Source organism: Microbacterium sp. HA-8 (assembly GCF_046111165.1).
Lineage (GTDB): Bacteria > Actinomycetota > Actinomycetes > Actinomycetales > Microbacteriaceae > Microbacterium.
This window is the reverse complement of sequence record NZ_CP162025.1, coordinates 1,751,741-1,766,571: the sequence shown is the minus strand read 5'-3', so window position 1 is coordinate 1,766,571 and position 14,831 is coordinate 1,751,741. Positions and strand designations below refer to the sequence as shown.

Genomic DNA, 14,831 nt, shown 5'->3' with positions numbered 1-14,831 from the left:
TCCCTTGCTGCGGCACGCCGCCGCGCCGATGTGCGATCAAACCGTGATCCGCGGAGGGTGAGCCGCTGCCGGTGCCGGGGAGCGGCATCCGTAGACTTCTCACGTGACGACCAGCCAGCAAGCCGACCCCCTGATCGGGCGGCTCGTCGACGGTCGATACCGGGTGCGCGCACGCATCGCGCGGGGCGGCATGGCGACCGTCTATGTCGCCACCGACCTGCGGCTGGAGCGGCGGGTCGCCCTCAAGGTCATGCACGGGCACCTCAGCGATGACGCGGTGTTCCAGAGCCGGTTCATCCAGGAGGCCCGAGCGGCCGCGCGGCTCGCGGACCCGCACGTGGTCAACGTCTTCGACCAGGGTCAGGACGACGGCATCGCGTACCTGGTCATGGAGTACCTGCCGGGCATCACGCTGCGCGAGCTGCTGCGCGAGCAGAAGCGCCTCTCCGTGGCGCAGACGATCAGCATCATGGACGCGACGCTCTCGGGCCTCGCCGCCGCGCACCGCGCCGGCATCGTGCACCGCGACGTCAAACCCGAGAACATCCTGCTGGCCGAGGACGGCCGCATCAAGATCGGCGACTTCGGGCTCGCGCGAGCGACGACCGCCAACACCGCGACCGGACAGATGCTCCTGGGCACGATCGCCTACCTCGCGCCCGAGCTGGTCACCCGCGGCCAGGCCGACGCCCGCAGCGACATCTACGCCCTCGGCATCATGCTGTACGAGATGCTCGTGGGCGACCAGCCGTACAAGGGCGAGCAGCCCATGCAGATCGCCTACCGGCACGCGACCGACACGGTGCCGCGTCCGAGCGTCAAGAACCCGCAGGTTCCGGAGCAGCTCGACGAGCTCGTGCTGTGGGCGACCGAGAAGGTACCGGATGACCGCCCCCTCGACGCCGCGCAGATGCTCGAGCGCCTGCGCGAGATCGAGCGTGAGATCGGCGTGACGCCCGCGCCCGCGCGCGCGACGACGGGCGTCATCCCGATGGATGCCGTCGACTCCGGCGATCTGACCAAGGTCATGCCCGCGGGGCCCGTGCCGACGGCGGGCGTGGTCACGAACGTCGACACCGACAACGCCACCCGCCTGCGCCGGCGCGTGTCGCGTCGCCGCGCGCGCGGCGCATGGCTTGCGATCATCGTCGTGCTGCTGGCCGCTCTCGCGGGCGGCGCGGGCTGGTGGTTCGGGTCGGGACCGGGGTCGCTGGTCGGCGTGCCCGATGTGTCCGGCATGACCTTCGAACAGGCGCAGGCGGCACTGGCCGAGCAGACCCTCGTCGCCACCCAGGGCGCCGGAGAGCACAGCCGCGATGTCGCCGCGGGCCTGGCGATCCGCACCGACCCCGTCGCCGGCGCTCGCGTCGACAAGGACGCCGAGGTCGCCGTGGTGCTCTCGCTCGGTCCGCAGCCGCACCAGCTCGACCCGCTCGCGGGGCTCTCCGAAGACGCCGCGCGCCAGCTTCTGTCCTCCATCGACGTGGCCGTCGGCGAGTCCGCCACCGAGTTCGCCGACGCGGGTGCCGGCACGGTGCTCTTCGCGCTGCTCCAGCCCGCGGCGGGGGGTGACGCCGTCGACATCTCGGGCGGCGGCACGGTGCTCGAGGGCGACACGGTCGTGCTGACGGTCTCGCTCGGCGGCGTCCCCGATGTCACCGGGATGAGCATCGGCAACGCGACCTCCACCCTGCAGGGTGTGCAGCTGCAGGTCTCCGACACGCTCGCCGAAGAGTACTCCGACGACTTCGCCGAGGGTGATGTCATCGGCATCCGCGGTCAGCCCGAGGGCCGCAACTGGCGCCCGGGTGACGTCGTCACGCTCGTGGTCTCGCTCGGTCCGCAGCCGATTCCTGTCCCGGACGTGTCAGGCCTGACCATCAGAGAGGCCCTCATCGAACTCGATGACGCGGGGTTCCGCGGAAACGTCGCGATCCCAGACACGATCGGGCTCTGGGACATATATCGCGTGCGCGGAACAGCACCCGAACCCGGCGAGGATCATATCCCCGGCACCGTAGTCGAGATCACCGACTTCGGCCTCTAGGTGCGCGGGTCAGAATCGGGTGGCGTGGCGCGCGGCGTTGACTCTGGCATCGCGCGCTGACGGTCGCGAACGGGAACGGGCGGGCCGTTGCGGTGTGAGAGCGTGCGGGATCGCACGGCGAGGGGCTCGTGGCGACTGTCGGTGCGTGCTGTGACGCCCAGGGACCCCTGGGGAGGCCTATGCGGGCGCCAGCCCGGCGGCTGTAGCGACGCGGAGCTTGCGGAGGTTGTGGCAGATCGTGTGGAGTAGCCATTCGCCTTGGGCGCCGGCGAGTCCGCGTAGCCGGAGCTGTCCGGCGTTTTGCCGGGTCTTCATCTGCCCGAACGCGGGTTCAACGATGGCTTTGCGGCGCGCGTAGTCGGTGCGGCCCTGCTCGGTGCGCAGCGCGTGCGCCATCCGCTCCCGCCGGCTCGCGTCCTCTGGGGCCGGGTCCGGGGCGCCGGCGGTAGGGAAGCTCTCGCCGTGACGTTGCCGTCCCGTCGCGATCAACACCTGTGCGTCCAGATCGTCGGCGGCTTCGAGGTTGGCTTCCGAGCAGTAGCCCGCGTCAGCGAGGACGACCTCTGGGGAACGCTCGATTCCTGCCGCGTCGAGGTTCCGTAGGGTCTGCTCGGCCATCGGGACGAACTGCTGGATATCGGTGGCCTGCTGGGTGACCTCGGCGCTCAACACGATCTGGTGGCCCTCATCGACAACGGCCTGCGCGTTGAACGCGTAATCGAAGCCGCGGACCGTCTTCATCATCCGCGCCTCAGGATCGGTGAAATTGCGTTGCGCTTTCGGCTTCGGCGCCGCCGTGTCCACCGCAGTCGCGACGGCCGCGTCGGCCTGCTCAGGGGGCTGACCGGCGGCGTCGGCCTTCTTCCGCGCCACGGCTGCCGCCTTCTCGGCGGCGTCGGCCTCGATCGCGTCCTTCGCGGCACGTAGTTTTGCCAGGCGCCCCTCACGGCGGGCCAGCTCCGGGGCGACCTCGTCCCCGCGCCGGTCCTGGCCGAACTGCTGATCCTCGGCCTCATCGACCGCCTCCGCCTCGGCGAGCAGCGCAGCGACCTCGGCTTGGAGCTGATCGATCTTCGGCACGATCCGGTCATAGCTCATCGCCTTATGCCGCGACGCGTTCGCAGCCAGCTTCGTGCCATCCAGCGCGACCCGCCCCAACCGCACCAGCCCCGCCTCCGCGCAGACCCGCAGCACCTGCAGGAACAACCCCGGCAGGGCATCCAGGTGACGCCGACGAAACCGGGCCAGCGACCGGTAGTCGGGCGCCTGGTTGCCCGACAGCCACCGGAAGGCGATATCGCGCTTGCAGCGCCGCTCCAACTCACGAGACGAGGTCACGCCCGTCGCGTACGCGAACAGCAGCAGCTTCAACATCATCCGCGGGTCATACGGAGGCGCACCCGAGGCGGACGCGTACGACGCGTAGACCGGCGTCAGATCCAAGAGCTCTTCGACGACCTCGGAGATGAACCGGGCCTCATCATCCTCGTCCAGCCAGTCATCCAGACTCGGCGGGAGCAGGAAACACTGCCCCTGGTCATACCCACGGAACGTCTTGCCCGCACCCGCCGGTGCAGCCGATCCCGGCGCCCGCGCCTCACCCGGCTCGACCTCGAACAGACCCTCCAGGCTGGCAGTCACCGTCATGAATCGATTCTCCCAGCACCCCGCGCTATCCACCGGATTCACCCCGGCGCGTTAACGGAAGGATCTGACCCACGCACCTAGAACGTCGCGGCGTCCGGCTGATCCCACCGGCTCGGCGGCCAGCATCCCGACCGGCGCGACGGTCGCGTTGTGAGCCGTCCGCCGCCCTCGCGAGTCGGCACGAAACGTCGAGCCTGACCCCCACCCCGAGCCGCATCGCGAGCAGATCGTGCCGACTCGCGCGTCACCCGGCCCCGAGCGCCCTCCGCACGCGGCCGACGAGCGGCGCGGGATCGTCCACGTCGTCGGCGCCGACCTCGATCACGCGGTACCCGGCGTCCTCGAACAGTTGGCGCCGGGTCAGATCCCGGAGCCACCGCCGGCGTGACGTGCGGTGCTCGTCGCCCTGGTACTCGAACAGCAACCGCTCGCGTGGATAGCCGAGGTCGGCGTGCAGCATCCCCTCGCACCCAGCTCGGCAAGCTGACTCCAGGTGTGCAGCGGCGACACGACATGGATTCCGAAGCGGGCGTCGACGTCGGCCGACTCGAGCGTCTGACGTCCGTGCACCCTCGGCCGGCGCATCCGCCCGGGCCCGAAGGTCAGCACGTCGAACCACTCGTCGGACAGTGCCTGCGGCGGCAGGGGTGTCAACGGCCAGTAGGAATTGCCCATAGGCGGCCAGCGGAAGTGCCCGCTGGTGGCCAGTGGAACTGCCCATTCGCGGCCAGGAGTTCTGCCCACCGGGTTGTGGTGGCCCTGGCCGCGTGAGGCAGTCCCGCCGGGTCAGGTCATGGGGGTCACCCCCGTGCCGGCGAGGGCCTGCGCGAGGCGGATGGACTCGCCGGTGGTCTGCGCGAGGTGGGCATGGTGGAGGAGCCGGTCGACGGTCGCGGTCGCGAGGGTCTTGGGCATGAGCTCGTCGAACCCGGAGGGGTGCAGGTTCGAGCTGATCGCGATCGATCGTTTCTCGTAGGCGGCGTCGACGAGCCGGTAGAGGCCTTCCGCGGCGTCGTCGCCGACGCCGAGTAGACCGATGTCGTCAACGACGACGAGGTCGGCGCGGAGGATCCGGGCGACGGTGCGGGTGACGGTGTCGTCGACGCGGTGCGCGCGGATCAGCGCGCCGAGGTCCTCGAGCCGGAACCACGCGACGCGGAGGCCTTGTTCGACGGCGTGCTGGCCGAGCGCTTCGAGGAAGAACGTCTTCCCTGTCCCGGCGGGCCCGCAGATCACGAGGTTCTCCCGCCGGTGCACCCATTCCAGGGTCCGCAACGCCTGCTGGGTCGGCGCCGGGATCGTCGACAGGGACTGGTCCCAGGAGTCGAAGGTCTTCCCGGTGGGGAACCCGGCGGCCTTGCGGCGGGCGGCGAGCATGGACCGGGACCGGCCGGCGATCTCGGCGTCGAGGAGTGCTTTGACAACCTCCGCGGGTTCCCAGCGTTGTGCCCTTGCGGTCGCGAACACGTCGGGTGCGATGCCGCGGGCGTAGGGCATCTTCAGCTGCCGCATGGTCTGCTCCAACTCGGCCGGGATCGGCGGGGCGGCAGGGGTCGCGACGCTCACAGCTCGTCCTCCTCGTCCGTCGCGATGATCTCGACGACGGGGACGATCACACCCCGCGGCTGGCCGATCGCGGCCCACCCGGACGTGCCCTGCGCGAGCGACCGGGTCTCCGACGCCGCTCTCGCCGGCGTCGCGGTGATCCGGCTGCCGAGGATCGACGTGAGATCACCGGTATCGAACCGGCCATACGCGGCTGCGGTGCCGAGGGTTTCGTCGACGACCTCGATCCCGTGGATCCGGGCGAGCTGGACGGCTTCCCGCATCTTCTGGTTCATCCGCTGCGTCCCGGCCGCTGCGGCCTCGAGCAGCCAGGCCGCGGCGCCGTGACCGATACCGAGGAACTCCGCCTCCTCGGTGCTGCGGGCCTTGATCGTGTAGTCGCCGGGAACCTTCACCCCCGGCTGGGCGGGGAAGTGGGCGTCGTCGATCCTGGGGGTCCCGGGGCGGGCGCGGTCGTGTCGGGCGACCTCGACGGGCCCGTCGATGCCGTGGTGGACGATCACGACCCGCTCGGAGTCAGCGGCGCCCTGGACACGGACGAACACCTCCGCGCCCATCAGCAGGTGCGGGACGGAATACTGCCCGTTCTCGAACGCGACCATCGGCGTGTTCTCCCCGACCCGCCGGGACACTCCGAACGCGATGGTGTGAGCACGACCCGGGACCGGGTGCAGCCGCTGCTGCTCCTCAGCGAGCATCTCGACCGGGCGCCGCTTGGTCACCCGGTGCTCCCGCCCGTTGACGTCGTCCATGAACGCGTCGCAGGCCGCCTCGAGTTCGCCGAATGAGGCGTACTGGTCGCGGAGGTTCGCATCGGTGGGCACCAGGTCCGCTTTCGCGAGCTTCACCGACGCTTCCGCGCCACCCTTCGAGGCCGGGTCCGCGGGCTGACAGGTCAGCACCGTGACCCCGTAATGCGCGGCGAACGACACCGTCTGCGCGTTGCGGACCGGGACCCCCGCGATATGCATCGTGGTGACCGTCTTCTCGTTGTCGGTGAGGACATACGTCGGCGCGCCCCCGACCGCCCGGAACGTCCGATCCAACGCGGCGAACACGCTCGGGAGGGTCTTGTCGCGGATCGGGATCACCACCCGGAACCGACTGAACGCGAGCCAGGCGACGAACAGCACCGTCTTCACCCCGCCGACCACGGGCCCGTCGCCGAAGTCGTACTGCAACCACAGCCCCGGCTCGGTGACCCACGGCCGATGCACCCGACGGTTCCCCGCCCGCCACGACGCCTTCACCGCAGCGACCGCCCGCCTGGTCGACCGCTCCGACCCTTCGAACCCGATCGAGGTCAGCACCTCGTGGACCTTGTCGGCCCGAACCTTGCCCTTCGTCTTCTCGACCAACTCCTCGACCTTCGGCAGGAACTCGTCGATGACGCGCGGCCTGCGCGCCGCAGCGCCGACAGGCCGGCCCGCGTCCCGCGCCGCGACATACGCGGCGACCGTGTGATGAGAGCAACCCGCGAGCTGCCCCGCAGCCCGATACGACCCCGTCGCATCGAACGCTTCCAGAATCTCCATGACTTCTCCGTCAGACTTCAACACAGCCCCTTCCCGGGCGACGACGACCTAAGCACCCGTCATCGAACCGGGAAGGGGCCCCACCATCGCGACGACGCGCGGGGCGGAACCATCAGACGTGGGCAGAACTCATGGCCACCAACGGGCAGTTCTCCTGGCCACCTACGGGCAGGTCTCGTGACCGCCTACGGGCAGTTTTCCATGGCCACCGACACAGGGGCATGCCGCGGATCCGCGCCGCCGTCACGTGACTGAACACCTGATTCGGGCTGAGCACACACTGAAGCGCCTGACATCTCTCCCAGAACCCGTCATCGCCGCGATCCCCCACCCGCACCCCGTGAAAAGGCGCGGTGAGGTCGCGCCCCCGCAGGCGACCCGGTCCGATACCGGCGGCGCGCGCCGAGGAGATGCGAAAAGGTTCCGACGCGAAGAAGCCCTCCGGCAGCGGGCGTGATGTGGCCATCCCCCGACTCTGCCCGCGTGCCCGGAACGGATCGCGGTTATCCCCAGGCCGAGATGACCGACTCGGCAGAAACGGTCGCGCACGCGCCGCACGCGCGGCAGTTCGTGCCGACTCGCGCGGGCAGCGATACGTGACGGGATGCTGGTGCGCAGCATCCCGCGAAGCGCCGGCGCCCGCGCAGCGCTGGTGCCCGCGCAGCGTCGGCGCACACGCAGAGCCGGCGCCCGCGCAGGGTCAGCGCTTCTCGAGCTCCTCAGCGACGAGGAAGGCCAGCTCGAGCGACTGCATGTGGTTCAGGCGCGGGTCGCACAGCGACTCGTAGCGCGTCGCCAGGGTGGCCTCGTCGATCATCTCGGACCCACCGAGGCACTCGGTGACATCGTCGCCGGTGAGTTCGACGTGGATGCCGCCCGGGAACGTGCCGACGGAGCGGTGAGCCTCGAAGAAGCCCCGCACCTCGTCGACGACGTCGTCGAAGCGACGCGTCTTGTAGCCCGTAGGGGTCGTGATGCCGTTGCCGTGCATCGGATCGGTCACCCAGAGCGGAGTGGCACCCGAGTCGCGGACGGCCTCGAGCAGCGGCGGCAGCGCGTCGCGGATCTTGCCGGCGCCCATGCGCGTGATGAACGTCAGTCGTCCGGGCTCGCGCTCGGGGTCGAGCTTGTCGATCAGCTCGAGGGTCGTCTCGGGCGAGGTGGTGGGCCCGAGCTTGACCCCGATGGGGTTGCGGATCTTCGAGAAGTAATCGACGTGCGCGCCGTCGAGCTCGCGCGTGCGCTCGCCGATCCACACGAAGTGCGCGGAGGTGTTGTACGGCGTGCCCGTGCGCGAATCGATGCGGGTCATCGGGCGCTCGTAGTCCATGAGCAGGCCCTCGTGGCCGGTGTAGAACTCGACGCGGCGCAGTTCGTCGAAGTCCGCGCCCGCCGCCTCCATGAACTTGATGGCGCGGTCGATCTCGCCCGCCAGGCGCTCGTACTGCTGGTTGGCGGGGTTCTGCGCGAAACCCTTGTTCCAGGAGTGCACCTCGCGGAGGTCCGCGAAGCCTCCCTGCGTGAACGCGCGGATCAGATTGATCGTCGACGCGGCCGTGTGGTACCCCTTCAGCAGTCGCTGCGGGTCGGGCTGACGGGATGCCGCCGTGAAGTCGTATCCGTTGACGATGTCGCCGCGGTAGGCGGGCAGCGTGACATCTCCGCGCGTCTCGGTGTCGCTGGAGCGCGGCTTGGCGAACTGGCCGGCCATGCGCCCCATCTTCACGACGGGCATGGACGCGCCGTACGTGAGGACGACGGCCATCTGCAGCACCGTCTTGATGCGGTTGCGGATCTGCTCGGCCGTCGCGCCCGCGAACGTCTCGGCGCAGTCGCCGCCCTGGAGCAGGAACGCCCGCCCGGATGCGGCGCGTGCGAGTCGGTCGCGCAGGTTGTCAACCTCGCCGGCGAACACCAGCGGAGGCAGAGTCGAGATCTCGGCCGAGACGGCGGCGACGGCATCGGGATCGGCCCACTGCGGCTGCTGCTTGATCGGCAGATTCCGCCAGTGGTCGAGGGGGTCGAGCTGCTGAAGCATCCGCTCAGTCTAGCCGGGTCGGCTTGCCGCGAGACGAACGGGCGGCTACCCTACCGCGGCGCGTCGGTGCGCGAGTGCCCTCACGCGGCGGCGCGCTTCGCGGTGACCAGGCGGTCCTTCACCGCCGAGGCGTAGACGTCTTCGTACTCCTGCTCGCCGAGTCGCTGGAGGGCGACCATGATCTCGTCGGTGACGGAGCGCAGCACGTAGCGATCACCCTCGAGCCCCGCGAACCGGGAGAAGTCCAGCGGCTCGCCGATCACGATGCCGATGCGACCGACCCTCGGCAGCCGGCGCCCGATCGGCATGATCTGGCCGGTGTCGACCATGACGACGGGCACGACCGGCACGCGCGCCTCGAGCGCCATGCGCGCGATGCCGACACGCCCGCGGTAGAGCTTGCCGTCGGGGCTGCGGGTGCCCTCGGGATAGATCCCGAGCAGGGCGTCACGGGCGAGGACGCCGAGACCTGTGTTCAGCGACGCCTCGCTCGCCTTTCCGCCCGAGCGGTCGATCGGAAGCTGCCCCGTGGCTTTGAAGAAGACACGCGTGGCCCACCCGCGGATTCCCTTGCCGGTGAAGTAGTCGCTCTTGGCGAGGAACGACATCGGCCTGTCGATCATCAGCGGCAGGAACACCGAGTCGATGAAGGAGAGGTGGTTGCTCGCGAGGATCGCAGCCCCCGCGGCGGGCACGTTGCCGCGACCCACGATCCACGGCCGGAAGATCGCCTTGAGGATCGGTCCGATCACGACGTACTTCATCAGCCAGTAGAACATCGGATCACATTCCCCCGGCCGCACCACGACGCGCGAGGTCGGCGACGCCGATCACTCCCGCGTCGTTGACCATCTGAGCGATCGCGAAATCGGCCGCGGGGCGGGATCCGGCCGCGGGCAGGGCGCCGAGGTAGGCGCGGCGCATGGGCTCGAGCAGGCGCTCGCCCAGCTGCGACACTCCCCCGCCGATGACGAAGCGCTCGGGATCGAGGATCGCCGAGAGACTTCCGCACGCCTCGCCGACGGCGACCGCGACCCGCTCGAGCGCGGCCAGCGCGCCGGGGTCGTCGCCGAGCACGAGCCGCGAGATCGCCGGACCGGTGAGCTTGCCCTTCTCGGCTCGGGCGACGGCCAGGGCCGCACCGCGGCCTGTGGGCTCGGCATCCGCGATCTCGCCCGCGATACGCGCCAGGGCGCGCCCCGACCCGTACGGCTCGAGGCACCCGTACTGGCCGCATCCGCACTGGATGCCGCCGGGAACCGTGCGCATGTGTCCGAGCTCCGCCCCCACGCCGTGCCCGCCGCGATACAGCTCGCCGTTCGTGACGATCGCACCGCCGACACCCGTGCCGAGGGTCAGCATGATGACATCGCGCAGGCCTTCGCCGGCGCCGAAACGGTACTCGGCCCAGCCCGCGGCGTTGGCGTCGTTCTCGATGACGATCGCGGTGCCGGACAGCGCCTCGAGGCGCTCGCGGAGGGGCTCGTGTCGCCACGCGATGTTGGGCGCGAAGTAGACCGTCGAGCGATCACGGTCGATGAATCCGGCGGCCGCCACGCCCGCGACAGCGACATCCTCCCCGTCGGCGAGGTGCGCGATCATCTGCGCGACGGCCGACTCGATCGCCCCCACGGTGAGCGGGGTGTCGACGCGGAGAGCGCGGACGATGGAGCCGGAGTCGTCGACCAGGCCGCCCGCGATCTTGGTCCCGCCGATGTCGATGCCTACCGAGAGCACAGCCACTTCCCTCCACGGCCGCGCGCGGGCCATCGTGAAGTCTAGTCGGGCGGCGCGCCTGCGGCCGGGTCGGCGATCCGGTGGGACTGAGTACCACCGGAGGGTAGACTTGCGTCTCGAAGCTGCAACACCGCCCGGTATCGAAGGAGCTGCCGATCATGAGTGCCGTCCAGTTCGAAGTGCCCGCCATCGTGCCCGCCGACCCGAACGCCAACATCACCGATCTTCTCGAGGATCGTGTGCGCGAGACGCCCGACCGTCCCCTGTTCGCCGTCCCCGACGGAGCAGGCTGGCGTGACATCACGAGCGCCGAGTTCCATCGTCAGGTGATCGCCCTCGCCAAGGGTTTCGCCGCCGCGGGGATCGAGCCGGGCGACAAAGTGGGGTTCCTCGCGCGCACCACCTACGAGTGGTCGCTCGTCGACTTCGCCCTCTTCTACGCGGGTGCCGTCATGGTTCCGGTGTACGAGACGAGCTCGCCCAGCCAGATCCAGTGGATCCTGCAGGACTCGGGTGCGATCGCGTGCATCGTCGAGTCCCCCGAGCACGCTGCCCGCCTCGACGAGGTGCGCGGTGACCTGCCGCTCATCCGCGACGTGTGGCAGCTGCAGCTCGACGCGATCGCCAAGCTCACCGAGCAGGGCCGCGCCGTTGCGGACGGCGAGATCGAACGCCGGCGCGGCATCGCGAAGGGCGCCGACATCGCGACGCTGATCTACACGTCGGGCTCGACCGGCCGACCCAAGGGCTGCGTGCTCACGCACAGCAACTTCGTCGAGCTGTGCCGCAACTCCGCCAAGGCGCTCAGCGAGGTCGTGCAGGTGCCCGGAGCATCGACGCTCCTCTTCATCACCACCGCCCACGTCTTCGCGCGCTTCATCTCGATCCTCAACATCCACGCCGGCGTCAAGACGGGCCACCAGCCCGACACGAAGCAGCTGCTGCCCGCGCTGGGCAGCTTCAAGCCGACCTATCTGCTGGCCGTGCCCCGCGTGTTCGAGAAGGTCTACAACTCCGCCGAGCAGAAGGCCGAGGCGGGCGGCAAGGGCAAGATCTTCCGCGCGGCCGCGCACGCGGCGATCGAGCACTCGATGCTGGAGCAGGAGGGCAAGAAGGTCCCCCTGGGCCTGAAGCTCAAGTTCCGCCTGTTCGACAAGCTCGTGTACAGCAAGCTGCGCGCCGCGATGGGCGGCAACGTCGTGTACGCGGTTTCGGGCTCGGCCCCGCTGGGCCCGCGTCTGGGCCACTTCTTCCACAGCCTCGGCGTCGTGATCCTCGAGGGCTACGGTCTCACCGAGACGACGGCGCCGGCCTCGGTCAACCTCGCCACCAAGTCCAAGATCGGCACCGTCGGCCCCGCGCTCCCGGGCGTCGGTATCCGTCTCGCCGAGGACGGCGAGGTCGAGGTGCGCGGGATCAACGTGTTCAAGGAGTACTGGCGCAACCCCGAGGCCACGGCCGCGGCGTTCGACGACGGCTGGTTCAAGACGGGGGATGTCGGGTCGTTCGACACCGAGGGCTTCCTCACCATCACGGGCCGCAAGAAGGAGATCATCGTCACCGCAGGCGGCAAGAACGTCTCGCCCGCGGCGCTCGAGGACCCCATTCGCGCCAACCCGATCGTCGGTCAGGTCGTCGTGGTCGGCGATCAGAAGCCGTTCATCTCGGCTCTGATCACCCTCGACTCCGAGATGCTGCCCACGTGGCTGGCCAACAACAATCTGCCGGGCGACATGCCCCTGGCGGATGCTGCCACCAACCCCGCGGTGCGCGCCGAGGTGCAGCGCGCCATCGACGAGGCGAACTCGCACGTGTCGCGCGCCGAGTCGATCCGCAAGTTCACGATCCTCGGGTCGGAGTGGACCGAAGCGAGCGGCCACCTGACGCCGAAGATGTCGATCAAGCGCAATGTGATCCTCGAGGACTTCGCCCCCGAGATCACCGAGCTCTACAGCGAGCCCGTCAACACGACGAACGTCTCGATCCCGTAGCCGTCAGAACCAGCTCGACTCGCGCACCTCGCGCATCGCCAGACGGCGCCGCTCCGGCGTCAGACGCTCGAGGTACAGCATCCCGTCGAGGTGGTCGCACTCGTGCTGCAGGGCCTGCGCAAGCAGCCCCTCCCCCTCGAGGACGACCACCTCGCCGTCGAGGTCGATGCCCTCGACCCGCGCCCACGGGTGGCGCAGAGCAGGATGCCAGAGGCCGGGCACCGAGAGGCAGCCCTCGTCGACGGGCTCGGCCTCCCCGCGGACCTCGACGACCCGGGGGTTGAGCACATAGCCGATGTCGCCGTCGATGTTGTAGCTGAACGCGCGCAGCCCGACGCCGATCTGCGGCGCGGCGACGCCCGCGCGCCCGGGCAGGGCGACGGTGTCGATCAGGTCGGCGACGAGGGCGCGCACGGCGTCGTCGATCTCGACGATCTCGGCGCTCGGCGCCTTGAGCACCGGGTCGCCGAAGAGGCGGATGTCGCGCACGGCCATGCGATCACGCCACCTGTGCTGGGGCCCGCAGCCCGTCGACGACACGCACCGCCAGCTCACGCGCCGCGGCGCGCGTGGCGGGGTGCAGGTCGCGGAAGACGATGGGTCCGCCGGTGGCGATCTGCGAGTCGTAAGGCACGCGCACGACATCGCGGACGCGGGAGCGGAAATGCGCCTCGACCTCGTCCTGGCGCACGAGCGATGCCCCGGGCGACGCGGTGTTGAGCACGACGATCGCCTCACGCACCTGCGCCTCGTGGCCGTTGGATTCGAGCCAGGTCAGCGTCTCGGAGGCCAGGCGGGCCTCGTCGATGCTCATGCCGGCGACGACGATCAGCTGATCGGAGAGGTCGAGGGTGGCGCCCATGACCGAGTGCACGATGCCCGTGCCCGTGTCTGTCAGCACGATCGAGTAGTAGTGCGCCGCGACCTCGGCGACGGTGCGGTACTCCGCGTCGCTGAAGGCCTCGGACACGTGCGGGTCGGTGTCGGAGGCGAGCACGTCCAGGCGGGTCTCGTCGCGGGCGACGATCGCCGACACGTCGTTGTACCCGCGCAGTCCGCCGCTGGCGCGCACCATGTCGCGCACGGTCTTGATGCTGCGTCGCGAGATGCGCTCCGCGAGCGTGCCGCGGTCGGGGTTGGCGTCGACGGCGATGATGCGGTCATCGCGCGCGTCGGCGAGGGCCATGCCGAGCAGCGTCGTGATCGTCGTCTTGCCGACGCCGCCCTTGCGCGAGAGCACCGCGACGAATCGCGCACCCCCACCGGGCAGCGAGGCCGAGATGCGGCGGTCGAGGTCCTTGCGAGCTCGAGCGCGCTTGGAGTCCCCGAGGTTCACGCGGCCGCCCGTGAGGCTGTAGAGCAGATGCTGCCAGGCGCCTTCGGGCTCCGGGCGCACGACGTGGCTGGGGTCGAGCAGCCTGTCGGTGGTGAGCAGGTCGGCCGTCTCGCGGACCGAGCCCTCGCTGAGCTCGCCGATGCGCCGCGAGGTCAGCACGGGTGTCTCGTCGGTGGGCGTGCGGCCGACGTCGCGGGCCGCAGCCCGTGTGGCGATGGTCGAACCGGCGGCAGCAGAAACAGCGGATGCTGCGGCAGGCACCGGCGTCTGCTCGGTCGGATCCGGCATGGTGTGCTCCTCCTCCGCGCTGTCGGAGTGCTCGTCGTCGAGACTCTCCGGCATCGTATCGTCGTGCGCCGCGGCGCGGGGGGAAGCCCGTTCGACGGTGGTGGCCTCATCGACCTCGGCGATCTCCTCCGCGTACTCCGGTGCGGCGTCGTCCCGGTGCGCGGGGTCGTCCTCGACGTACTCGGGCGGGGCGCTCGACGCCCGCTCCATCTCGGCCTCTTCGATGATCGCGTCCTCGACGAGGGCATCCTCGTCCGCGACGTCGCTCGCGGGCGCCTCGTCGAGCACGACCTCGGCCGTGACGGGGGCAGTCTCATCCTGCGCCTCGACCTCGACCTCGGACTCGGCGGAGTGCTCGTCCCCCGAGGGCGCGGGAGCCAGCAGCTCGTCGAACACGCGGATGTCCTCGTCGATCACATCGTCGTCGTCCTCGTCGGCGTCGACCGGCATGTCGATGCTCACGTGGGCGGTCGCAAGGCCCAGGATGCCGATGCTCGAGGTCTCGACGCCCGGCTGATCCTGCAGCATCCCCACCCTCTGCACATCGTCGATCGCGTCGTCGTCGCGGTCGCCGGCGGCGTGCGGGTCGTTGCCGTGCGGGCTCACAGGTACTCCGGATCGTGCAGCAGAAGGGCGTTCGGGTTCG

Annotated in this window: 11 protein-coding genes; 2 read left to right on the top strand and 9 right to left on the bottom strand. The window is 70.1% G+C overall.

What is annotated here, in order from left to right; translation table 11 throughout:
• Positions 1 to 103 precede the first annotated feature (103 nt).
• Positions 104 to 2,047 (top strand): Stk1 family PASTA domain-containing Ser/Thr kinase, encoded by a 1,944-nt coding sequence (pknB, locus tag AB2L57_RS08390; protein ID WP_409048565.1) that lies wholly within the window; start codon positions 104 to 106, stop codon positions 2,045 to 2,047.
• A gap of 177 nt (positions 2,048 to 2,224) precedes the next feature.
• Here pknB and AB2L57_RS08385 read toward each other — a convergent pair whose 3' ends face one another.
• The 7 genes from AB2L57_RS08385 to AB2L57_RS08355 all read right to left on the bottom strand — a co-directional run bounded on the left by AB2L57_RS08385 (position 2,225) and on the right by AB2L57_RS08355 (position 10,570).
• Positions 2,225 to 3,667 (bottom strand): IS1182 family transposase, encoded by a 1,443-nt coding sequence (locus AB2L57_RS08385; RefSeq protein WP_081766114.1) that lies wholly within the window; start codon positions 3,665 to 3,667, stop codon positions 2,225 to 2,227.
• Positions 3,668 to 3,938: 271 nt separating this feature from the next.
• Positions 3,939 to 4,154, bottom strand: a complete 216-nt coding sequence (locus tag AB2L57_RS08380; protein ID WP_409048564.1) for a hypothetical protein — start codon at positions 4,152 to 4,154, stop codon at positions 3,939 to 3,941.
• Between the two features lie 326 nt (positions 4,155 to 4,480).
• Entirely contained in the window at positions 4,481 to 5,260 is a 780-nt protein-coding gene (istB, locus tag AB2L57_RS08375) for an IS21-like element helper ATPase IstB (RefSeq protein WP_198159083.1), read from the bottom strand.
• The gene (istA, locus tag AB2L57_RS08370; RefSeq protein ID WP_409046926.1) at positions 5,257 to 6,816 is read right to left on the bottom strand and encodes an IS21 family transposase; all 1,560 of its coding nucleotides are present in this window, start codon (positions 6,814 to 6,816) and stop codon (positions 5,257 to 5,259) included. The genes istB and istA overlap by 4 nt, the downstream gene beginning before the upstream one ends.
• A gap of 679 nt (positions 6,817 to 7,495) precedes the next feature.
• Positions 7,496 to 8,833 (bottom strand): class II 3-deoxy-7-phosphoheptulonate synthase, encoded by a 1,338-nt coding sequence (locus tag AB2L57_RS08365; RefSeq protein ID WP_292811630.1) that lies wholly within the window; start codon positions 8,831 to 8,833, stop codon positions 7,496 to 7,498.
• A gap of 80 nt (positions 8,834 to 8,913) precedes the next feature.
• Complete coding sequence (locus tag AB2L57_RS08360) at positions 8,914 to 9,612, bottom strand: 1-acyl-sn-glycerol-3-phosphate acyltransferase (protein ID WP_292811628.1); 699 nt, start codon at positions 9,610 to 9,612, stop codon at positions 8,914 to 8,916.
• 4 nt (positions 9,613 to 9,616) lie between these two features.
• Positions 9,617 to 10,570, bottom strand: coding sequence for an ROK family glucokinase (locus AB2L57_RS08355; RefSeq protein ID WP_409048563.1), 954 nt, complete (start codon positions 10,568 to 10,570; stop codon positions 9,617 to 9,619).
• A 158-nt stretch (positions 10,571 to 10,728) separates the two neighbouring features.
• Here AB2L57_RS08355 and AB2L57_RS08350 point away from each other — a divergent pair, with 158 nt between their 5' ends.
• Entirely contained in the window at positions 10,729 to 12,561 is a 1,833-nt protein-coding gene (locus AB2L57_RS08350) for an AMP-dependent synthetase/ligase (protein WP_409048562.1), read from the top strand.
• A gap of 3 nt (positions 12,562 to 12,564) precedes the next feature.
• On the opposite strand, the gene AB2L57_RS08345 is transcribed toward AB2L57_RS08350, so the two are convergent.
• Together AB2L57_RS08345 and AB2L57_RS08340 are read right to left on the bottom strand one after the other, a co-directional pair.
• Entirely contained in the window at positions 12,565 to 13,056 is a 492-nt protein-coding gene (locus AB2L57_RS08345; protein WP_292811621.1) for a peptide deformylase, read from the bottom strand.
• Positions 13,057 to 13,060: 4 nt separating this feature from the next.
• Positions 13,061 to 14,791 carry an AAA family ATPase gene (locus AB2L57_RS08340; protein ID WP_409048561.1) on the bottom strand — a complete coding sequence of 577 codons (1,731 nt, stop codon included), beginning with the start codon at positions 14,789 to 14,791 and terminating at the stop codon, positions 13,061 to 13,063.
• Between the last annotated feature and the right edge of the window lie 40 nt (positions 14,792 to 14,831).